Annotated in this window: 18 protein-coding genes; 9 read left to right on the top strand and 9 right to left on the bottom strand. The window is 43.8% G+C overall.

The window, feature by feature from the left end; all coding sequences use genetic code 11:
• Nucleotides 1-62: 62 nt before the first annotated feature.
• On the bottom strand, nt 63-1,037 hold the full coding sequence (gap, locus tag BLS59_RS02525; RefSeq protein WP_091143742.1) for a type I glyceraldehyde-3-phosphate dehydrogenase: 975 nt from the start codon (nt 1,035-1,037) through the stop codon (nt 63-65).
• Nucleotides 1,021-1,902, bottom strand: a complete 882-nt coding sequence (locus tag BLS59_RS02520) for a GlxA family transcriptional regulator (protein WP_091143739.1) — start codon at nt 1,900-1,902, stop codon at nt 1,021-1,023. Before BLS59_RS02520 ends, gap begins: the two co-directional genes overlap by 17 nt.
• 134 nt (nt 1,903-2,036) lie before the next feature.
• Here BLS59_RS02520 and BLS59_RS02515 point away from each other — a divergent pair, with 134 nt between their 5' ends.
• A complete protein-coding gene (locus BLS59_RS02515) occupies nt 2,037-2,561 on the top strand; it encodes a hypothetical protein (protein WP_143014035.1) in 525 nt (174 codons plus the stop codon).
• A gap of 32 nt (nt 2,562-2,593) precedes the next feature.
• Here the strand turns inward: BLS59_RS02515 and BLS59_RS02510 are convergent, their stop codons facing one another.
• Both BLS59_RS02510 and BLS59_RS02505 read right to left on the bottom strand, forming a co-directional pair.
• Entirely contained in the window at nt 2,594-2,950 is a 357-nt protein-coding gene (locus tag BLS59_RS02510) for a hypothetical protein (protein ID WP_091143730.1), read from the bottom strand.
• A gap of 82 nt (nt 2,951-3,032) precedes the next feature.
• Nucleotides 3,033-3,941, bottom strand: coding sequence for a helix-turn-helix domain-containing protein (locus BLS59_RS02505; protein WP_091143727.1), 909 nt, complete (start codon nt 3,939-3,941; stop codon nt 3,033-3,035).
• A 140-nt stretch (nt 3,942-4,081) separates the two neighbouring features.
• On the opposite strand from BLS59_RS02505, the gene BLS59_RS02500 reads away from it, so the two are divergent.
• The gene (locus BLS59_RS02500; protein ID WP_091143723.1) at nt 4,082-5,641 is read left to right on the top strand and encodes a DHA2 family efflux MFS transporter permease subunit; all 1,560 of its coding nucleotides are present in this window, start codon (nt 4,082-4,084) and stop codon (nt 5,639-5,641) included.
• Nucleotides 5,642-5,716: 75 nt separating this feature from the next.
• Here the strand turns inward: BLS59_RS02500 and BLS59_RS02495 are convergent, their stop codons facing one another.
• Complete coding sequence (locus BLS59_RS02495; protein ID WP_091143720.1) at nt 5,717-6,892, bottom strand: MFS transporter; 1,176 nt, start codon at nt 6,890-6,892, stop codon at nt 5,717-5,719.
• 67 nt (nt 6,893-6,959) lie between these two features.
• Complete coding sequence (locus tag BLS59_RS02490) at nt 6,960-7,241, bottom strand: ArsR/SmtB family transcription factor (RefSeq protein WP_091143716.1); 282 nt, start codon at nt 7,239-7,241, stop codon at nt 6,960-6,962.
• A gap of 142 nt (nt 7,242-7,383) precedes the next feature.
• On the opposite strand from BLS59_RS02490, the gene BLS59_RS02485 reads away from it, so the two are divergent.
• Together BLS59_RS02485 and BLS59_RS02480 are read left to right on the top strand one after the other, a co-directional pair.
• The gene (locus BLS59_RS02485) at nt 7,384-8,124 is read left to right on the top strand and encodes an SDR family oxidoreductase (RefSeq protein ID WP_091143713.1); all 741 of its coding nucleotides are present in this window, start codon (nt 7,384-7,386) and stop codon (nt 8,122-8,124) included.
• 15 nt (nt 8,125-8,139) lie between these two features.
• Nucleotides 8,140-9,039: a helix-turn-helix domain-containing protein gene (locus BLS59_RS02480; protein ID WP_091143709.1), complete on the top strand. Its 900-nt coding sequence runs from the start codon at nt 8,140-8,142 to the stop codon at nt 9,037-9,039.
• 13 nt (nt 9,040-9,052) lie between these two features.
• On the opposite strand, the gene BLS59_RS02475 is transcribed toward BLS59_RS02480, so the two are convergent.
• Entirely contained in the window at nt 9,053-11,944 is a 2,892-nt protein-coding gene (locus BLS59_RS02475) for a tetratricopeptide repeat protein (protein WP_091143707.1), read from the bottom strand.
• Between the two features lie 284 nt (nt 11,945-12,228).
• On the opposite strand from BLS59_RS02475, the gene BLS59_RS02470 reads away from it, so the two are divergent.
• From BLS59_RS02470 to BLS59_RS02450, 5 genes are all read left to right on the top strand, one after another.
• A complete protein-coding gene (locus BLS59_RS02470) occupies nt 12,229-12,921 on the top strand; it encodes a response regulator transcription factor (protein WP_091143703.1) in 693 nt (230 codons plus the stop codon).
• Entirely contained in the window at nt 12,918-14,282 is a 1,365-nt protein-coding gene (locus BLS59_RS02465) for a HAMP domain-containing sensor histidine kinase (protein WP_091143699.1), read from the top strand. The genes BLS59_RS02470 and BLS59_RS02465 overlap by 4 nt, the downstream gene beginning before the upstream one ends.
• Before the next feature lie 70 nt (nt 14,283-14,352).
• Nucleotides 14,353-15,651, top strand: coding sequence for a TolC family protein (locus BLS59_RS02460; RefSeq protein ID WP_091143696.1), 1,299 nt, complete (start codon nt 14,353-14,355; stop codon nt 15,649-15,651).
• 70 nt (nt 15,652-15,721) lie between these two features.
• Nucleotides 15,722-16,762, top strand: coding sequence for an efflux RND transporter periplasmic adaptor subunit (locus tag BLS59_RS02455; RefSeq protein WP_240315128.1), 1,041 nt, complete (start codon nt 15,722-15,724; stop codon nt 16,760-16,762).
• A 30-nt stretch (nt 16,763-16,792) separates the two neighbouring features.
• On the top strand, nt 16,793-19,921 hold the full coding sequence (locus BLS59_RS02450) for an efflux RND transporter permease subunit (RefSeq protein WP_091143689.1): 3,129 nt from the start codon (nt 16,793-16,795) through the stop codon (nt 19,919-19,921).
• Nucleotides 19,922-19,987: 66 nt separating this feature from the next.
• Here the strand turns inward: BLS59_RS02450 and BLS59_RS02445 are convergent, their stop codons facing one another.
• Both BLS59_RS02445 and BLS59_RS02440 read right to left on the bottom strand, forming a co-directional pair.
• Nucleotides 19,988-20,779, bottom strand: a complete 792-nt coding sequence (locus BLS59_RS02445; RefSeq protein ID WP_091143685.1) for a polysaccharide deacetylase family protein — start codon at nt 20,777-20,779, stop codon at nt 19,988-19,990.
• Nucleotides 20,760-21,716 carry a glycosyltransferase family 2 protein gene (locus BLS59_RS02440; RefSeq protein ID WP_091143680.1) on the bottom strand — a complete coding sequence of 319 codons (957 nt, stop codon included), beginning with the start codon at nt 21,714-21,716 and terminating at the stop codon, nt 20,760-20,762. The genes BLS59_RS02445 and BLS59_RS02440 overlap by 20 nt, the downstream gene beginning before the upstream one ends.
• Nucleotides 21,717-21,763: the final 47 nt, after the last annotated feature.

Raw genomic sequence — 21,763 nt, 5'->3', positions numbered from 1 at the left:
ACAAATAACAAAGCCATATTCTTAATCCGAAAACAGCAAATTAAGAATATGGCTGGCAAAATTTACAATACAGATACAAGTTCGGCTATGCGGTTGGAGATGCCGACCTCGTTATCATACCAGGCAACAACTTTCACAAATTTACCTATAGATTTGGTGAGATTGCCATCAACAATAGAGCTATGGGTATTGCCAAGTATATCAGCAGAAACAAATTGTTCTTCTGTATATTCCAAAATTCCTTTCAACGCGCTATCTGCATAACTTTTTAAAACGGCGTTGAGGTCTTTGGCTGAAACTTCCTTTTTTAGGTTGATAGAAAGATCAACAATAGATCCGTCAATCACCGGGACGCGGTAGGAGAATCCGTCCAGCTTGCCTTTTAGTTCCGGCAATACGTCGCCAATGGCTTTTGCAGCCCCGGTTGTTGTAGGTATAATGGAATGCGGTGCAGAACGTGCCCTGCGCAGATCTTTATGCGGCGCATCCTGTAAATGTTGGTCGGCGGTGAAAGCATGAACGGTGGCCATAAAGCCCGATTCGATCCCAAACTCCTTATCCAATATGAATAATACCGGGGCAATGCTACCTGTGGTGCAAGATGCTGTTGAATAGATCTGATCGCCGCCTATCAGGTTATTGTTTACACCGTGCACAATTGTTTTTATCCCGCCGGTTGCAGGAGCGGTGATCAATACTTTTTTAGCACCCGCGTCTATGTGGCCTTGTGCTGCCGCCCTGTCGGTAAAACGCCCGGTTGATTCAATGACCACATCAATTCCCAGATCTCCCCATGGCAGGTTTTTGGGGTCTTTTTCGCTCAATAGTTTTATTTTTTTGCCGTTTACCAGCATGGTGCCATCCTCTTCGGCAACAGTTCCCGGAAAACGCCCATGCGCGCTGTCATATTTCAACAGGTGGATCAACGTTTGCAGATCTGTTAGGTCGTTGATGGCAACAACCTCTATATCCTTGTTTTGTAAAGCCCGAAGCGTCATTCGGCCGATACGGCCAAATCCATTAATTGCAATTTTCATATTTCTGTAGTTTTAAAAATCTCCTGTAATCTGATGGTGTAACCATCAGGTGTCTTAAAAATAACCGCCGCATGGATACCAATCCCCCCAAACCGCAGCGTAAGGCGATCTGTTCAAGCGGCTCATCTATTTCATCCAGGCGAAGCCGTGCCGCTTCAACGCGGAGCTTTTCAATGAACTTTGCCGGGGAAATTCCGGTTTGCCGGGTAAATACTCGCGTGAAGTTTCGGGGGCTCATATTCATTTTTTCAGCTAAGCGGCCAACATCTAAGGATTCGTGTAGGTGTTCTGCCAACCATTCCTTTAACTGTACGGCGATAGGTGATGTGTCGACCAGGGTGCCGAACTGTACCTGGTAAGCCTGTCTGTTCAGGTAAAAGAAGATTAATTTTCGTGCTATAGCGGCTGCAACACCCCGCCCGCAATCTTCTTCCACCATAGCTAATGCAAGGTCTATCCCGGAAGATACCCCGCCTGAAGTGTACAGCTGGCCGTCCCGTGTATGAAAATAGTTACTGTCTAACAGCAGACCAGCCTTTTCCACAATGGCAGCGCCAACGCCTATGGTACCGATCCTGCGAATGCGGTTATGCGCGCCGGCCAGCCATGTATAAAATTCATCGTAATTCGATTCCTGGTCGTTGCCGACGATCAGCAAAGTATCGATGCTGCCCAGATTTTCCAACCTTTCACTGTTGATCTGTAGCCCACCGGCACTATTCACTGTTCTGCCATCTGGCGATATCAATACTACCTCGTACATATCCCGGAGCTGGTTTGCATGGCCGAAAACATCGGCAGGGCCTGCGAAATCCATCAAGAAGTTACCAGACATCACCACTATAGCGATCTTCTTCTTATCCATACTCAAAATTATATAATAGTAAACCTGTCTCAAAGGACATAAATTATACAATTCAGGCCATAAGTCTGTTAATTAAATATTGAAAAGATTGGAAATGAAAAACTTTTGCCTGTGCAGCAAAACAAAATAGTTGCGTGGATATTACTAAATTTGTAATGATGACGGATTTGAATGAATACGAATGTGAAATGCTTGACTTAATGCTGGAAGCCTTTGGCGTTCCGGACAGCCTTACGCGCTTGCAGCTAATGAGTCTTTTTGACCAGGACGAAGCGACGGCATTTGCCATGGTGCAGGCACTCACCCGGGAGGGCTTAGTTGCCGAATCGGGCAAGCATGGCGATTACGAGTTGCCGGAGAAACTGGTCTTGAAACCCAAAGGCGAAAAATTCCTGAAAGAAGGTGGTTTTAGCCGGCGCTATCAAATGGAGCAGCAAAAGCCGGTGGAAGTAGGTGGAACGCTGGCCAAATTACAGCAGCAAAACATGCGCCTGCAAAACGAGAAATTGGCAAACGCAGGTGAGATCAATAAACTTCAAAAGTCAATTGATAACTTAAAAACAAGGCAATATATCTGGTGGGTGTTAATCTTAATAGCACTTATTATCGGTTATTTTGTTGGTCGTGCAAATGGCGCACACGTTATCAAACACCATTAAGTATTTAATAAAGTTTTTTCATCAATTTAAATTCACCTTAACCGGACACTTGAATTTACCGCGCGTTCCACAATACGGCTAAGTACCTCCTCGCTGCCGGGTATGCTAACATCAATTCCGCCATAATTATTCAATACATCTACAGCTTCCTGTGCTTCCCGGGTAGATTGGGCGTGAATAGTAACTATAGTTCCGTTAATTGCCGCTGCAGTGTGCGATGCTGCTGCTGAACGATCTTCAAACAGGTGATCGAAAAACTTTGCCACCTTTTCCGGAGCCTCCGCCTGGTGCACATCCACATCTTCGCTTTTAAATTCATTGGCTAATAAATACGAGGCGGCTTCGTCTGCCAGCTCCCGCGCTTCAAAAATTCCTATTACTGTGATCATGGTTAAACAATAAATAAATGCACCAATTGTTTTTTTTAATAATTTGAATTATTTAGCGCCGCCGCCTTTGCAGGCGCTAATCTTAAATATTTACCGGGCGCGACATAGCGGGAGAAGAGCCGGTGTGTTTTTTAAAGAAGTTGGTGAAGTAGGCAGGCTCTTCAAAACCCAATCCGGCGGCTATTTGTGCAATGCTCCAGTCGGTATGTTTCAGTAAAGCCTGCGCTTCTTTCAAAACACGTTCGGAGATATGCTGTGTAGTGGTTTTATACGTTACCTCTTTTACCGAGCGGTTTAGGTGATTGGTATGTACTGCAAGGTTTTTTGCAAAGTCGTTGGCCGTCTTTAGCTTTAGAAACTGACCGGGTGAATCTATCGGGAATTGCCTTTCCAGTAACTCCATAAACTGGTTGGTGATCCTCGCGGCGGCTCCGGCGTTGATTTCCTGCGAGCTTTCTGGTGCTATCTTTAATGCTTCGTGCATCAGGATTCGTAGGTAATTACGTAGCAGATCGTATTTGCCGGGATATTCCGAATCCATCTCTTCCATCATTTTTCTTAACAAGGCTGAGAGAAATACCAATTGGCTGTCTGTTAAAAAAACAATATGGCTGCTACCTGCCTTAAAGAGTGGAAAATTCTGAATAGCGCCTTTTTGCTGGGGCGAATCAATAAAGGCCTGGGTAAACAAACAGAACCAGCCGGTTTGCGCTCCGGGGCCACATTCCCAGGAAGCAGTTACGGATGGGCTGGAAAACACCAGGGCGGGCCGGTCTATAACCACTTGTTTATCGGTATAGTGCATTTTTCCATTGCCAATTACCAGCGCTATTTTATAAAAATCGCGGCGGCTAAAAGGCGTTCTTACCATACAAGCTTTGCGCATGAACACGTTAAAATGCCCCTGCCCGGTATTGTTCTCGGCAAATACCTTTTGATTGTCGGTCGGGTGGCGCCGATAAAATTCTTCGAGGGTTTCGATCTCTTGCATAAACGAAGTTAATACTTATTTGATTATTATAAGTACTTATGACTTTTTGATGATTAAAAAAGTATCCGTTATTTGATTGTTATAAATTTCTGTTTGAATACTATAAGCAGTAAAAAGAAAGCCGCAGCTACTTTTGTTGCATGGAAACCGGTTTCAGAAAATGGATCATCGTAGTAACGATCATCACCTCAACCATCATCGAACTTATAGATACTACAATTGTAAACGTATCTATTAATACCATGAGCGGCAATTTGGGAGCCTCGTTGGAGGACACGGCCTGGGTTATTACTTCATATGCTATTGCGAATGTCATCATTATCCCTATGACCAGTTTCCTGGCCGAAAAAATAGGTCGGAAACAATATTATATCGGCTCTATCCTTTTATTTACACTGGCTTCGGCGCTATGTGGTTTCTCACATAATCTTTGGGAGTTAGTAGCATTTCGCTTTTTTCAGGGAATTGGCGGCGGTGCTTTATTGTCCACCTCACAATCTATCCTGTTTGAAACCTTTCCGGTGAAGGAGCGGGCCACGGCCAGTGGAATTTTTAGTCTGGGTATTATTATCGGTCCATCTATCGGCCCGGTAATGGGCGGTTATATAGTGGATAACTTATCCTGGCAGTGGATCTTTTATGTAAATATTCCCATTGGGCTTTTAGCGGCTTTATTGTCTTATATCTACCTCAAACCTACCAAACGCTCTGCAGACGGGCGAACTATTGATTGGCTCGGGATCTTTTTGTTGGCGATAGGTGTGGGTTCATTACAAGTAGTACTGGAAAGAGGCGAAACCGACGACTGGTTTTCGGCAGGCTATATTATAGCGCTTACAATCATCACTGTCATTTCCTTGTCGATATTGATATGGTGGGAGCTAAGGATCAAATATCCGGTGATCAATCTCCGTGTTTTAAAGAGTACCACCTTGTCCATCTCCGCCATCATGACCTTTGTATTGGGTTTCGGCTTATTCAGCGCTGTGTTTGTTTTTCCGTTATATGCGCAAAGGATAATTGGCTATTCAGCTTTTCAAACGGGAACAATGCTTTTGCCGGGTACGCTGATGGCCGCCATGATCTCGCCATTTTTAGGGAAGATGCTGCAAAGCGGGATCCGGCCGCAATACCTCATCATCCTGGGTTTTGGCTTGTCGGCCATTTTCGGCTTTATGATGTCAGGGTCAAATCTGGAAACAGGTGGCGCTTATTTTTTCATCCCATTAATATTTAGGGGATTAGGCGCAGCATTGCTTATTGTACCCTTAACTGCGCTGGCTGTATCAGAATTAAAACCGGCAGATATTCCGCAGGGAGCGGCCCTTAATAACATGATGCGGCAAATGGGCGGGTCGTTCGGTATTGCCCTTATCAACACCTACATCGCTCACCGTGCGGCAAACAACCGCATGTCGTTGATCACACACGTAACAGCTTCTGATCCGCTGACAATTGCCCGACGTCAGTCCTTCGTCAACAACTTTATGGCTCATGGTGCCAGTTATCTGCGTGCGCTGCAACAATCTATCGGGGCTCTTGAAAATACGGTTGCCCGACAAACCTTCCTGCTTAGCTATATGGATGCTTTCCTGCTATTGGCTGTTTTAAATGCCTGCTGTATCCCTTTGGTGATCATTACCATTAAAAAGAGAGCGGTAGTGAAAACCGGCAAGGTAGAGATCCCAGATGCACATTAACATTTATATATCATTACAATACTTCGCCATGTATTATTAAATACGCGGCGAAGTATACAAGGCAATATATCGTTATTAATGTAGCTGCATGGCTTCTAACGGCACGGCCTCGGTACTTTTTGCATCCGCAAATCTCACAAAGGTCAGGAGATATGCACTTCCGAGCAAGGGTATGCTCATCCAAACCAACTCATGTACGCCCCAGGCTGCAATAGCCACGCCGCCGAGCATCGTGCCTAAGGTTACGCCCGCATTGCCAAAAGATACCATTAAGCTGGATGCCAGTTCTAAAGCGTCAGGCGCTTCGGTGGTTGTGCGGATCTGGCCGATTAAAAAGCCGCCGGTGTGGATAAATCCCCATATGGCCAGGATACCGGCCATTGGCCCAAACCAGCCGCCAAAAATATACGCCATAACGTGAACGGCAGCCAGCGACAGTATAAAAGTTCTTGCGGTGAGCAGCACATTTTTACTTAAAGCAATGCCGGTAAGCCAGTTACCTGCTATACCCGCACCACCGAACACCAATAGCATCAGACTCACTTGTGCACCGTTCATGTGGGTGATCTTTTCCAAAAATTCGGCAAGGTAACTATAACTGGAAAACATCCCGGCTATCATGAGCATAGTGGCTGTTAGGTTGAGCCACAATTGTTTGCTGTTTAATGCCTTCAATTGTTTTTTCACAGAAGGTTTTTCTTTTACAGGCATAGAAGGAACCATTGTAAGTAAAGCAATACAAGCCACCAGGTTTATTACACCCGAAACCACAAAGGCATAGCGCCAGCCTGCCAGGTCGGCAACGTAGGTGGTTAACGGCACGCCAAGTACGGTGGCTGTGCTTAATCCCGCCAGTACAACCGAAATTGCTTTTGGAGCATCCTTAGGTTCAACCTGTTTAGCCGCCGCCACCGTAGCTACCGACCAAAATACCGGGTGCAGTATGGCGGGTAATATCCTGGCCACCATCAGCATAGTAAAACTGTGTGATACAGCCGATAGGATGTTGGAAATAACAAAAATGAACAGCACCAGCGACATCATGGTGCGACGGTTAACCGAAGCTGTAGCCAATACGGTGAAAGGACCTGTAAGTGCAATTGTTAAAGCGAAACCGCTTAGGAGCCAGCCCGCTGTTTCAATAGATATATTCATATCTCTGGCGATCATAGGCAGTATACCGATAACCCCAAACTCGGTAGTGATGATACCGAAGGCGCCTAAAGCCATGATATAGATAGATTTTTTCATATATAGATTTATTTAAATATTTCGATGTTTTTAATTAAATGAATTGTTAAGCCGTTATTGACCAGTACTACAGATTAGTTTTGAAACTCTGGATAAAGCGGATATAGTTATCCAGTACCTGTTCATTGAGGCGGTACCTGATGTTGCGCCCTTCTTTTTCCGGCAGCAGCAGGTCTGCATCTACCAGTTGTTTTAAGTGGTGCGATATGGAGGGTTGCGCCAAGTCAATAAAGTCGTGCACCTCGGTACAGGGCAGGCATTCTTTCCTGTTTTTAAAAGCCTGCAGGATTTCTATGCGATGCGCATCGCTCAGTGCCCTGGAGATTTTTTCAAACTGTTTTGCTTCCATGATATGCAAATGTAAATAGAAATATTGAAATGTATCAATATTTTATAAAAGATTAAGAAGTTATTTCGGCTACATCTTATACCTTTTTGGATACCTTTTAACAACGTTTAATTCCAAATTTTGCTTTGCTAAATAAAAAGATATGGAAAGCGAAATAAAAGGAAAGGTTGTTGCCATCACTGGTGCCAGCAGCGGCATTGGCGAAGCAATAGCTATATTGCTGGCAAAGCAGGGAGCAAAAGTTGTTTTAGGCGCGCGTCGTTCAGATAGGCTTGAAGAACTGGTTAAAAGAATTAGTGCCGAAGGAGGAGAAGGGGTGTATGCGGTGACTGATGTAAGGCAAAAAGAAGATCTGACTGAATTAGTAAAACTTGCCTGCACTACTTATGGCAAACTGGATGTAATTGTTAACAACGCAGGGGTGAGCCAGTTGTCGCGTATGGATGAACTGGATATTGAGGGTTGGGAAGAAATGATCGATGTGAATCTTAAAGGTACTTTGTACGGTATCGCCGCGGCATTACCGGTTTTTAAAATACAGGGCTTTGGCCATGTGATCAATATCATTTCAACTTCGGGGATAAAGATAGTACCGATGCAGGCTGTTTACGCGGGTACCAAAAACGCAGTGCGAACTATTACAGAAGCTTTGCGCCAAGAATCAGGTGCTAATTTGCGGGTTACGGGAATATCACCAGGTTTTGTACAGTCGGAGCTTGCTGAAGGAATTAAGGACGAAAAAATAAAGACGGTTATTAAAGAAAAAGCCGCGCAGATGGCTATTCCACCGTCTGCTATTGCCAGTGCGGTTGCCTTTGCCATTGGGCAACCCGCGTTTGTAGATGTGGGCGATATAGTGATACGTCCCACCGCACAAGATTAGGTATATTTGTTTATCATGAACCGGCAACCATTGATCATTCATAGTATTTCGGAGTTGTTGAGGAGGCTGGGCCAACCGAAGCCCCTACATCCTTTGATCGCCCTGATCAATTATTCCGACGTGAAGATCGGGCTAACGGATGCGGGCAGGAATTTTTCGCTTGACTTTTATAAGATCTCTTTTAAAAGCAGTTTTAAGGGACAGGTAAAATACGGGCAGGGTTATTATGATTTTGAAGAAGGCGGGCTGGCTTTTCTGGCACCCAACCAAATGGTAACCATGTCTGCCGATGAAGCCAATTACGAAGGATATTCACTGTTTTTTCATCCAGATTTGATCCGGCCTTATCCTCTTAGTAATACCATTCATCAATATGGTTTTTTCTCCTATGCTATTACGGAGGCGCTTTGTTTGTCAGATAAAGAGAAACAAGTAATTGCAGCGATTTTTGAAGCGATTGAAAGAGAGTTGGGCAATAACATTGATTATTATAGTCAGGATGTATTGGTTTCCCAAATTGAATTGTTGCTTAACCATAGTAACCGTTTCTATCACCGCCAATTTCTTACACGCAAAGCAGTTTACCATGATCTGATCGGGCAGATGGAAGCCTGGCTTATAAATCGCTTTCAAAATGAAAATACAATACTGCCCTCGGTACAGGAGGTTGCTGATCGATTGAATGTATCGCCAAGGTACTTATCAGATATGCTCAAATCTCTTACTGGTCAAAGCACACAGCAGCACATTCATAACAAATTGGTTGAGAGAGCAAAAGACCTGCTGGCCCGTAGTGATAGTACAATAGCCGAAATTGCCTACGGGTTGGGCTTTGAGCATCCACAATCATTCAATAAGTTGTTCAAACAAAAAACCGAGCAGTCCCCACTGGAGTTTCGGCAATCGTTTAACTAATTTGGCCGAATATCTATTGCACCGCAATCAGGTTTTCACCGGGCGGTATTTTTAATGATTGAACATTGCTTTTGAGTGCGAGGCCTTTTTGGGGTTGATTGTGCTTATTATAATAATCCATTAACCAGGGGTATACCTTAAAAAAATAAGGATTGTTGGTTAACGCAGTTTCATAACTGGCGGCGGCCAGTTCAGGGTTGTCATGTTCCTGTATTTTGCCTTGCGTGTAAGCATATTCGCTTAAATAAGCGCTATCTCCGGTCGAGGGTAAGTTTTTTAACATAGCTAAGGCCTCAGTTGCTTTACCAGTTGCAGCCAGCAGCCGTATATAGCGTAAGTTATTTGTGCCGCCATCGCGTTGCCTTACAACATTAATAGCCGGGAGGTATTTAATTACCGAATCTTTTTTACCCAAGGCATTGTAATATTCTGCAATCTGCAGGTTATAGCTTGCCCGGCCATTACCGCTTGCTTTTAAAATACGCTGTATTTGCTGCAAGGTTTTTATAGCTTCGTCATATCGTTTATTTGCAGCAAGTGCATCGGCATACATTGTCCTGAATTCAAAATTCTGAGGCTTTTGTTCCACAAGATGCTGCAAAATTGTTAGTGGTTCGGCGTAACCAAGTTCGGCTTTTAACGAAGCGCCCGTTGCCTGTGCGTAGTCGCGTTGGTCGCGTAAATAGGTTGATACCGCCGGACCATTTTTGGCGTAATCATCAGCTACGGCAATGGCTTCGGCAATTTGCCCGCTTTTTATATAGGTTTCGCGTAGCTGGTTACTTACAGCGGCGCGTTCCTGGTAGTCATCTTCTAACGCTAACGACTGCCGGAGATAATCAATTTGCTGACTTATGGCTGGTGCCTGCTCTATTTGTTTGGCAGCAAACTTAGTCTGCACTAAATCCGCGTAAGCCACATAAATAGGCGCGTATTTAGCATCAATTGCCTGTGCCTTTTTTAGCCAGTCTTCTGCCGCAACAAAATCGCCCTGGTTTGATTTTAAGTGTGAATAAGCCAGAAAAACAGGAAGATATTTGCTGTCGTAACTTAATGCAGTGTCTAAATATGCTGCCCCGTTGCCACGCCAGCTTAAATTTAAATATACCTGTGCCCAGTTATCGGCCATAGCACTTTTATCGCCGGCCAAATAAGCCTTTTGTTTTTTTACCAGGTTATCAATCCAATCATACATTTCCGGATCTTTTGTCTTTAAGTCATGCGTGGTATTCATTGATTTAAAATCAACCGGGTGCACTTTTACACTTTCCCAGTAGGCCGGGAAAGTTTGGGCCAGGTATTCCGATTCGTTGTTTTGGGAATAATAATCAAGTGTACGGTGTTCGGCCATGGCCTTGTAATAATGTTTGCGCACTTCCCGGGCTTCTTTATCGGTAAATACGGTTCCATGATACAAGTGTGTGTATTCATGTAATACAACGTTACGTTCCTGGTAAGCGCCGCGATCTACGTACTCAATATCAGCACAGCCGCTGCCAACGCCCCTGATGTCCATCCACTGGCGGTTATCAAAGGTGGTGGAATACCTGAAACCGGGCGATTTCATGGTAATTGCCAAATCGATATGTAACGGCGAAACGCGGAAGGAGTGGCCCTGCTTAGCTAAAAAAGGAAAATAAACGGTGGTTGTATACAATTGGCTCCACACCATTTTCTTAACCATATCGCCCGGATAATAAGACATATCCGGGAATACCGCCTCGAAGTTCTTCATGTCATTTATTTTCAGGTTTTTGAGCGTTGTGGTAATGGAATCAAAGGTACGCAGGTAGGGCATGCGTTTCCATTTTATAACAGAGGCCAGCCCATTATGAGCCGGGCCATAGTGCTTTTTACGTGCCAGTATTTGCCTGAAGATACTTTCTGCCGAATCCAGTCGCAGCTTTCGGTCCATATCAAACGCGCTGTAATAAAGCGAAGCGCGGTGCATAAGCGGCAATACCGACACTGGGTATCTTTTTTGGATCTCGTGGGTATAAGCAATTGCTTCAGCCACCTTATTAGCCGAGAATAACGTATCGGCCCGGGCCAAAACTTTTCTTACTTCCTCATCATCTTTTTCGGCATAATCCGCATAGGTTAAATTGGTATGGCCATTGCCCCAATGCCAGTTGGTTGAAAAGTGCAAAGGATTTACTGCCAGCGCAATATCCCATTGGGCCGCCATTGCATTTAACTGGGTGGCATCAACCCTTCGCCATATAGCATAACCGTAACTAAACCGCGCATCTGCACTATATGGATCAAGCATTAATGACTTTTTTAACGGCGCCTCTGCCAATTCGGGATGCTGGTTCCAGAAATAACAATCGGCCTCCAGCATATATGCACCTGCATTATCCGGGCTTTGCAATTGCAGTTTTTTGGCTATGGCCAATGCTTCGGCGTATTTTTTCTCCAGTAATAAAGCTCTCCCCTTAATTAGCTGAGTGGCCGCCGACCGGGGATGCATCTTTAATATTAAATTACAGGTATTAATGGCCTGTGGCAGCCTCCATGCCTGTATTTGTAATGTTGCCCGCAATTGCAGGCTTTTTTCGTTTGTTGCATCTTTCTTTAACACCTTATTAACCAATGTTTCCGCATTGAAATAATTGTTGTTCATAATAAGGTAATCAGCCTTTAAAAGTGCGTAATCTCCAACATCGGGTAACGGTTTCAATAGCTGCCAGGCCTTATCCCAAACCCCCAGTTTTAGCATCCTGTTAATTTGTGCAACAAGTGCTGCCCGCCCTTTAGCTATAGGTTCATTACTGATTTCACTCTGCTGTTTTCTTAGGTTTGCCAGCGCCAGCACTGCACTATCGGGATTTAAGCTTTGTGCTTTAACGGTTGCAGCCTGCATAAATATAATGCAGATAAAAAAAGTAGTTAGCCTCTTCATGACAGATTATTGAGTGAGTAATTTAAAAAATATTTTTTAAAAGGATATAATAGATTCTGCAAACGAGGGCGATAGATCTACTGGTACATTTTTATATGCAGTATGGATGCAAAGACGAGGCGTTGGCTACTGTTTTTCGGTGTACCAACATTTTAATACTGATTGCTAATGATAAGGAGATATAAAAAAGCAATTTATATTTGCTGGATAAACTTAAATTTGTGACGATACTGCAAAATAATACTTGAGAGAATTGTAGTTATCAAGCAAATTTATAATCATTTATGGTACATGTCTGCCTGATCGAAGATGAAGAAAAAGTGGCGGGATTTATTAGCCGCGGATTGCAGGAACTACAATACCAGGTCACGGTATTCAGTGAGGGAATTGCGGCTGAACAATCACTTCTGCAGGAAACGTATGACTTGGTTATCATGGACTTGATGCTACCAGATATTCATGGATTTGATCTTTGCAGACAAGTTCGCAGAATAAGCCCGAATATCCCGATTCTGATGCTAACCGCCTTGAACAGCATACAGGAAAAGGTAGAAGGCCTTCGCTCTGGGGCAGATGATTACCTGGTTAAGCCGTTCCATTTCAGCGAATTCGTTGCCCGTGTCGAGGCGCTCCTCCGCCGTAACAGAAAAAGCACAATTGATGCAGAAGAGCTTGTTTTTAGTGATCTGAAACTTGATCTGCAAAGTAAAACAGCATTTCGTGCAGGAAAAGAAATCATATTAACAAGTAAGGAATTCGGTTTGCTGGAATTGTTTATGCGGCATCCTAACCGGATTCTATCAAGGGATTTTATAGCAGAGAAAGTATGGAGCATTCAATTTGATACCGGTACCAATTTTATTGACGTATATGTAAATTATTTACGCAGGAAGATCGATACAAGTAATCAAAGTAAGCTTATTCACACCGTAATCGGCATGGGTTATATTTTAAAAAACAATAACCTGTCGAGATGAAGATCAAAAACCGCCTGGCACTTTATTACACCCTGCTAAGCTCTGGCACGCTGCTGCTTATTATGATGGTGATGTACTTGTTGTTTATGGGGATTTTTCGGGCAGATTTTTATAATCGATTAAATGATCGCGCAAAACTGGCTGCACAATTATACTTGGAAGCAGATGAAATCTCCATGGATTCGCTTGACCATGTAAGGGAACGAATGATTGAACGCCTGCCAGATGAAGTGATCAGAATTTATAATGCGCACAATATGGCTTCCTTTATAAAGGATCGTCAGCAATACTGGGGCAGTACAATTATTGAGCAGGTACGAAAAGAGAAGTACGCCAGTTTTTCGGAAGGTAGCAGGCAGACTATTGGAATATACTATCCTGACAACCAAGGCAACTTTGTAATCCTGGCATCCGCGTACGATATGCAAGGGCACAGCCGGTTAAAGATGATCCTGGAAACTTTGGTGATTATATTCATGGCGGTTATCGGTGGGTTTTTCTTTATCGGGCGATGGTTCGCAAAGCGTTCTTTATCGCCTATAGATCAGTTGATTAGTCAGATAAGGCGTATTACAGCCAGTAACCTGCACTTGCGGTTGGATAAAGGTAATAATGCCGACGAGATCGGAATACTTGCAGGAAGTTTTAACCAACTGCTGGAACATCTTCAGAATTCGTTTGAGCTGCAGCAAACTTTCATCGCCAGTGCTTCGCATGAATTAAGAACTCCTGTAACCAGTATCATCGGCGAGATTGAAGTATCCCTTCAGAAGGATCGCGATACTGATTCATACCGTACGTCTATGTTGTCGTTACTGGCCGATGCGGAACGTCTTACCACTACGATCAGCAGCCTGATGGAACTTGCTCAAACAGATATGAGCTATACACAGGGCAGGCGGGAGCCGTTGCGTATTGACGAACTTATCTGGGAGTTACAGGAGCATTGGGAGGGGGTATCTTTATCGGGCGTATTAACAGTGCAGATCAGCAGCCTGCCGGATGACCAGCAGCGCCTGGTAATACCTGCAGACAGGACACTGATGACCCTGGCCCTTAATAACATTATTGCCAACGCATTTAAGTTTTCGGGCAACGGACCGGTCATATTGAAACTGGCAGCTGATACTCAATCCCTCGTCATTAATATTATCGATCAGGGGATCGGGATTCCCTTAGCAGATATAGACAAGATCTTTAAACCATTTTTCCGCAGTCAGAAAGGACGTGTTTACCAGGGAAGCGGGGTTGGGCTATATATTGCCAATAAGATCATCCAACTTTATCATGGTAAAATACAGGTGGAATCTAAAGAAGGGCAGGGGACAACCTTTACCATTGTTTTTGGCCCTATTTTCTAATGCCGATCTAATGTCAGCCTAATACCGTTCTAATTTCCGGGGTATAGTTTTGTATCAAACAAATGATACTATGCACCGAAAATTTGTTACCGTTCTTTTTTCAATTCAACTAATGTGGTGTATGGTTACCGGGGGAAGTGCACACGCACAAACCCCTGGTAACGATACACTAAAGCTGAGCTTAAAAGAAACGGAAGAAAGATTTGTTAATAACAACCTGGCTTTGATCATCCAGCGTTACGAAATTAGCCAGGCCCAGGCGCAGATCATCACCGCGAGGCTATTCAATAATCCGGACTTCAATATAGCCAATGGATTATACAACCCGGAAACGAAAAAGTATTTTGATATGAGCCGGAACGGCGGAGAATACTCCGCTGAACTTTCACAGCTTATCCTAACCGCGGGAAAACGCAACAAAAACATACAATTGGCCCGCATCAACGCAGAACAGGCAACATACCAGTTTTATGACCTGATGCGAACCTTAAAGTATACGCTGCGCAGCGATTTTTACAAAATTTATTTCCAGCAACAATCGGCTGGCCTTTATCAGGAAGAGATCAATTCCCTGTCATCTACATTAGCTGTATTTAAAGAACAGTACAAAAAAGGGAATATCGCCCAGAAAGAAGTACTACGTATCCAGTCGCAATTATATGCACTGCAAACTGAGCAAAACGACCTCAGGGACGCTATGGATGACGTTCAAAGTGAATTAAAATTACTGATCCGCGTGTCGCCCGGACTAACCATTCAACCTCAAATAAGTACGGGTTCTGACAGCAAACCGGTTTTGGAAAATATAGTCTATCAGCGTTTGTTGGACTCCGCTTATACACATCGTGCAGACTTGAAGTCGGCAGGCTTAGGCCTGGAATATAGCAAACTCAACCTGCAGCTTCAGAAATCAATGGCCATACCAGATGTCAGCATTTCGCTGGCTTATGATAAGCAGGGAAGTTATATTAGGAATTATACCAGCGCGGGCATTGCATTTTCGTTGCCGTTTTTTAACCGTAATCAAGGTGCCATCCGGCAGGCAAGGATAGCTGTTGACGAAAACAAGGTGCAGTTACAAAGCCAGCGGGAGCAGGTGGAAAGCGAATTGGACAATAGTTATAAAAGTGCGCTACGCCTGGAACGTCTTGACAGCAGTTTTGACCCTAAATTCAAAGCTGATTTTAATCAGCTGATCGGTGAAGTTTTTAAAAATTACCAAAGACACAATATCAGCCTGCTGGAATTCCTCGATTTTTATGAATCGTACAAAACCAATACCCTGCAATTTAATATGTTACAATTAAACCGGCTTACCGCATTGGAGCAGATCAATTTTGTAACCGGAACCCCATTCTTTAACCAGTAATTCATTCAAGACCATGTCGCAAAATACCCGGACAGTTCTGTTATTAATAGTTATTTTTTCAAGCTGCCTTATGACGGCTTGTAATCACCAGGATAAAGCAGCGGAAACCCATGACGGGCGTTTTGTTGTCACAGATACCTTACTCAGGAGCCTGCTGATTGATACAGTGAAGGCGGCAGACGAGCAGTCAGAGATTTCACTTACCGGCAGTGTAGCACCGGACGAAAATAAGCTGGTTAAAATATACCCTATGGTTAGTGGTATAGCCCAGTCTGTACAAATACAATTAGGTGACCGGGTTAGCAAAGGTCAGGTTTTAGCCACACTTAGAAGTGCTGAGATCGCAGGATTCACCAAAGACATGGTTACATCACAGGCCGATGCCCGTAGTGCCAGGCGTACGCTGGAATCTACCCAGGACCTGTATAAAAGCGGCCTGGCATCTGAAAAGGATCTGGAACAGGCCAAGGCAGACGACCAGAAGGCGCAAGCAGAAATTAACAGAGCCGGATCTGTATTGTCTATCAACCGCACAAATAAGCAAGGCTACGAAATCCGGTCAACACTAAATGGATATGTGATAGAAAAGAACCTTACCAGCGACATGCAGGTTAGGGCCGATAACAGCCAGGCCCTTTTTATCATTGCCGACTTATCTTCTGTTTACGTGATGGTGAATATGTACGAATCCGATATAGCCAGCGTACACCTGGGCGATGCTGTTAAGATCACAACACTAACTTATCCCGATAAGGTATTTTCGGGTAAAATAGATAAACTGATGGATGTGCTTGATCCCGACAATAAGGTGATGCGTGCACGGGTCAGAATTGAAAACCCGGATAATTTGTTAAAACCTGAAATGTATGCCAATGTGAAGATCCGGGCAAGTTCTGGTGTCAACCTGCCGGCCATCCATACCGATGCTATTGTTTTTGATAATAACCGGAATTACGTTGTGGTGGTAGACGGAAAAGCCAGTGTACATATACAGCCGGTGGAAATTGCCAAACGGGTGGAAGACATAGCCTATATCAGCAAAGGCCTGAAACCCGGCGAACGGATTGTGGCTTCTCGCCAGGTTTACCTTTATGAAGCACTTAAGGATTAATATTTCATTAACGGTCATTTAAGCATTAGCATGAATAAATTTATCAAAGGCGTATTATCCTTCGCCCTTAAGAACAGGTTTTTCGTATTTTTTGTTACCCTGTTACTGGCGGTTGCAGGTTATATAAGTTTTAAAAACATTCCGATAGATGCATTTCCCGACGTAACAAATACGTCGGTAACCATCATTACGCAGTGGCCCGGGCGCTCCGCAGAGGAAGTGGAAAAGTTCGTGACGCGCCCTATCGAGCTGGCCATGAACCCCGCCGAAAAAAAATCAAGCGTACGCTCGTCTTCCCTTTTTGGTTTATCTGTAGTAAAGATCACTTTTGATGATGATGTAGATTACGCATTTGCCCGTATGCAGATCAATAACCATATTGATGAAGCGAGTTTGCCCGAAGGCCTCAGTCCTGAGATAGAGCCGCCATACGGCCCTACCGGGGAAATATTCAGGTATACGCTTACCGGCAACAAACAATCAGTTCGTGAACTGAAAACGATCCAGGATTGGGTGGTGAGTAGGGAAATACGTTCTGTACCCGGTGTTGCGGACGTCAATAGCTTTGGGGGGGAAGTGAAGACCTACCAGATCACGATTAATCCTCAGAAAGCGGTTCAGTATGATATTACTCCGCAGCAATTGTTTGATGCGGTATCCAAAAGCAATATCAATGTAGGTGGAGATGTGATCCAGCAAAGCGGGCAGGCTTATGTAGTGCGCGGCATCGGCCTGCTGAATAATATCAGTGAGATCAAGAATATCGTCATCAGTAATATTAAAGGTTCCCCAATTTATATAAAGACCATAGCGGAAGTAACGGAAGCGTCACTTCCGCGCCTTGGTCAGGTTGGACGTGATCTCGATCCGGATGTAGTGGAAGGCATTGTGGTTATGCGGAAGGGTGAAAATCCTGGTGAAGTTATAGCAGGGTTAAAGGCAAAGGTTGCAGAACTTAATTCCAGTATCCTGCCGGATGGTGTGAAGGTTAATACCTTTTATGACAGGGAAAACCTGGTTGACTTTGCTACGCATACCGTACTGCACAATATGGCAGAGGGGATAATCTTTGTTACGGTCATCGTAATGCTCTTTATGGCCGATTGGCGAACTACGCTGATTGTAGCGATCATCATTCCTCTGGCATTGTTGTTTGCTTTCCTGTGCCTTAAACTTAAAGGTATGTCTGCAAACCTGCTTTCCATGGGGGCTATTGATTTTGGTATCATCATTGACGGGGCCGTTGTGATGGTTGAGGGGATCTTTGTGTTGCTGGACCACAAGGCAAAAGAGGTGGGGATGGAAAAGTTCAATAAACTCAGTAAGCTGGGGCTGATCCGTGAGGCGTGTCAGGTTAACGGAAAAGGTATTTTTTTTGCAAAGGCTATCATTATTACGGGCCTGCTGCCAATTTTTAGTTTCCAAAAAGTTGAAGGCAAGATGTTTACACCATTGGCCTGGACGCTGAGTTTCGCCCTGCTGGGCGCTTTATTGCTCACTTTTACACTGGTTCCTGCACTCTCCAGTATCTTATTAAAGAAAAATGTGCGGGAAAGACACAATGTTGTGGTGGAATGGATCACCCGTAATGCCCTTCGTTTTTATAGTGTGTGCTTTAAAAGGCGGAAACTGGTGTTTCCGGTAGCGCTGGTTGCACTGGTAATCAGCCTGGGCTGCTTCACCCTTTTGGGTACCGAATTTTTGCCCGAATTGAATGAAGGCTCTATTTATGTACGGGCAACAGGGCCGCTGAGTACGTCGCTGGATGAATCGGTTAAACTTGCGAACGAGATTCGCCGGAATTTCCTGAGCTTTGACGAAGTAAAGCAGGTGATCTCCCAAACCGGCAGACCTAATGACGGTACCGACGCAACGGGCTTTTACAATATTGAGTTTCACGTTGATATCTATCCGCAGGATCAATGGAAAAGGAAAGAAACCAAAGCGGAGCTTATTGCCCGAATGCAGGATAAGCTGAAATTTTACCCCGGTATTGATCTCAATTTCTCTCAACCGATCTCGGATAATGTGGAGGAAGCCGTTTCTGGCGTTAAGGGGTCTATTGTTGTTAAAATGTTTGGCGAGGACTATCCATTCATAGAAACGCAGGAGGAAAAAATTTATAATATATTAAAAAAAGTAAAAGGAATAGAAGATCTGGGTATCCTGCGAAATATGGGGCAGCCCGAGCTCCAGATCAACCTCGACCAGGATAAAATGGCTCAGTACGGTGTAACAGCGGCCGACGCCAATGCTGTGATTGAAACGGCAATAGGGGGGCGGGCAGCTACACAGATTTATGAAGGCGAGAAGAAATTCGACTTGCGCATTCGTTATCCTGAGGATTTCAGGAACAATGCTACTGAAATTGGTGACCTCCGGGTACCCACATTGAACGGCGGTCGAGTGCCATTGCGGGAGATTGCTGAGATCAAACGCATCACCGGGGTGAGTATCATATACCGGGATAAGAATAAGCGCTACGGTGCAATTAAATTTTCTATTCGCGGCAGGGATATGGGCGGCACCATTGCAGAGGCACAGGAAAAAGTAAATAACCAACTCTCCCTCCCAAAAGGCTATCGGCTGGAATGGGCCGGTGATTTTGAAAATCAGCAGCGGGCCACACAGCGCCTTTCCCAGGCAGTACCGGTAAGTTTACTGATCATCTTCTTTATTCTCTTTATCCTGTTCGGTAATTTCCGCGATTCGCTGCTGGTATTAAACAACGTACCTTTTGCAATCATGGGCGGTATTCTGGCTTTATTGATCACTGGGGTAAACTTTAACATTTCTGCGGGAATTGGTTTTATTGCCTTATTTGGGATATGCGTTCAAAATGGTGTAATCCTTATTACCAGGTTCAAAGCCAATATTAAAGATATGAAACACGGGCTTTTTCTTTCTTTTCCAGATGCTTTGAAAGCCGGTGTTGCTGATCGTATGAGGCCGGTCATTATGACCGCCATGATGGCGGCTATCGGGCTGTTGCCAGCCGCGCTTTCTACCGGGATAGGTTCAGAGGCCTCTAAACCTCTGGCTATTGTAGTTATCGGTGGGTTGATCACCAATACGCTTTTTAATCTTTTTATTTTCCCAATAGTTTTTTATTGGGCCTACCAGAAAAAGGTGGGAAATGGTGCTTTAACAATAAAATAGCTATCATGAATAGATTATTCTGTTCTGTATTTGAATTTTTTCTTGGTAAGATGCCTGGCAGGAAGGTTATTGAAGCACTTTAACCAACGTGACTTTATCCAAAAACTGAGTGATCGTACCAAAGGCTATCTCTTTGCTTTGGGCAGACAGGATAAAGTTGTGAAGGCGCGCTGTAAACGCATCGCCCGAGTTTTTAGTTATGTAGGCAGGTAAGCCAAATGCAGGCAGTTTAAGATCAGTAAATTCCCAGGGATGGAAATAAATATTGAGGTATTTATCTTTTTTATAGGTTTTAAAACTCAGCCATTTCAAAAATGTCATAGGCAAGTTATGAAAACTTAGCCAAAAAAGCGGGAAACGCAGTAATGGGGATACTGATGATGGCAGTTGTATGGTACTCTCTTCAATATACCATGTACGGGGCTTATCAAAATGGTTATACCTGCCCGGAATCCATGTAGGGTTGAGCGACGAGTTGTATTTATAACCGCTTTGTTTTAACTCGATAAGGTCAACCGGCATCATACGGGCCATGCGGAAGCCATTAACAGTAGCTCCGGAAAGTTTTTCCAGCGTTGTTTTAGACCCCAGCAAATGGCTGTTTGTAAAACTGGAATGGTAATAACCATGAGATGCCAGTTCATGTCCTTCAGCAATTATCCGGTTAATAATGTCCGGCTGATTGATGGCATAATTGGCTGTGACAAAAAAAGTAGCCTTTATATTAACCGCTTTAAGTAAATCAAGTATAATTATGGTGCCTTGTGTGGAAACCGATAGTTGTTCTGAGAACGGTAATGATTTACCATATTCCATTGGTAAATCAAACTCTTCTACATCAAAGCTTAATAAGATCATTGTCTATATTGATATAACTGGCTGTACGGATAATGTAATTGGGCCGCTGTTTTGCCTGCATAAATAGTTTGCCCAGGTACATACCTATTATGCCTAATACAAATAATTGTAACCCTCCAAAAAAAGCTATGGTGGCAATAAGCGATGCCCATCCGGAAACCTCTATTAAACCGAAAAAATAACTTATGAGTACGTAAGGAATATATAACAAGGATGCCAGCGAAAATATAAGACCTAAAAATGTGGCCGCATACAATGGGCGCACGCTAAAAGACATGGTGCTATTGAGCCCTAATTTAAATAACTTGTAAACAGAATAGCTGGCTTCGCCGGAAAATCGCGGAGCTGGGTTATAAGGAATACCTATTTGTTTAAAGCCTACCCATTTTACCATACCCCTGAAAAATATATCATATTCGTTTATCAGTTTTAGCTGGGTAACAACTTTTTTATCTATCAGTCTGAAATCGGCAATGCCATTTTCCATCTGAATTTCCGACAGCATATTAATGCCCTTATAAAATAATTTAGATGTTAGTTTTTGAAATGATTTAACGTGCTCATTTGCTTTTTCGCGATAGGTGTAAACAACATCATAGTCGCTTTCCCAAAGCTTTATCATTTCAATTATTAAACGTGGCGGATGTTGCATATCTGCATCCATTGTAATCACGGCATCACCATTGGCTAATTCAATACCAGCTTGCAGTGCTTGGTCTTTACCAAAATTTCTGGATAGCTCAACAAAGTATACATGGGGGTTCATCTCACGCTGTATCTTGATTTCATTCAAAGTATTATCGGTGCTCCCGTCGTCAACAAAAATACATTCGTAATCATAATTAATATCGCTAAAAAGCTTTTGAAGCTCACTAACCATATAACTAATGTTACGCTCTTCGTTATGAGCGGGGATAACTATAGAGATTTTGCGCATTGATTTAGGGGAATATCGCAGGGTTTATACTAAGATAATATTGTAAT

Origin of the sequence: Mucilaginibacter pineti (genome assembly GCF_900101875.1) — a bacterium.
GTDB classification, from domain to species: Bacteria; Bacteroidota; Bacteroidia; order Sphingobacteriales; family Sphingobacteriaceae; genus Mucilaginibacter; species Mucilaginibacter pineti.
The sequence above is the reverse complement of the archived record's forward strand: the minus strand, read 5'-3'. Positions and strand labels throughout refer to the sequence as shown.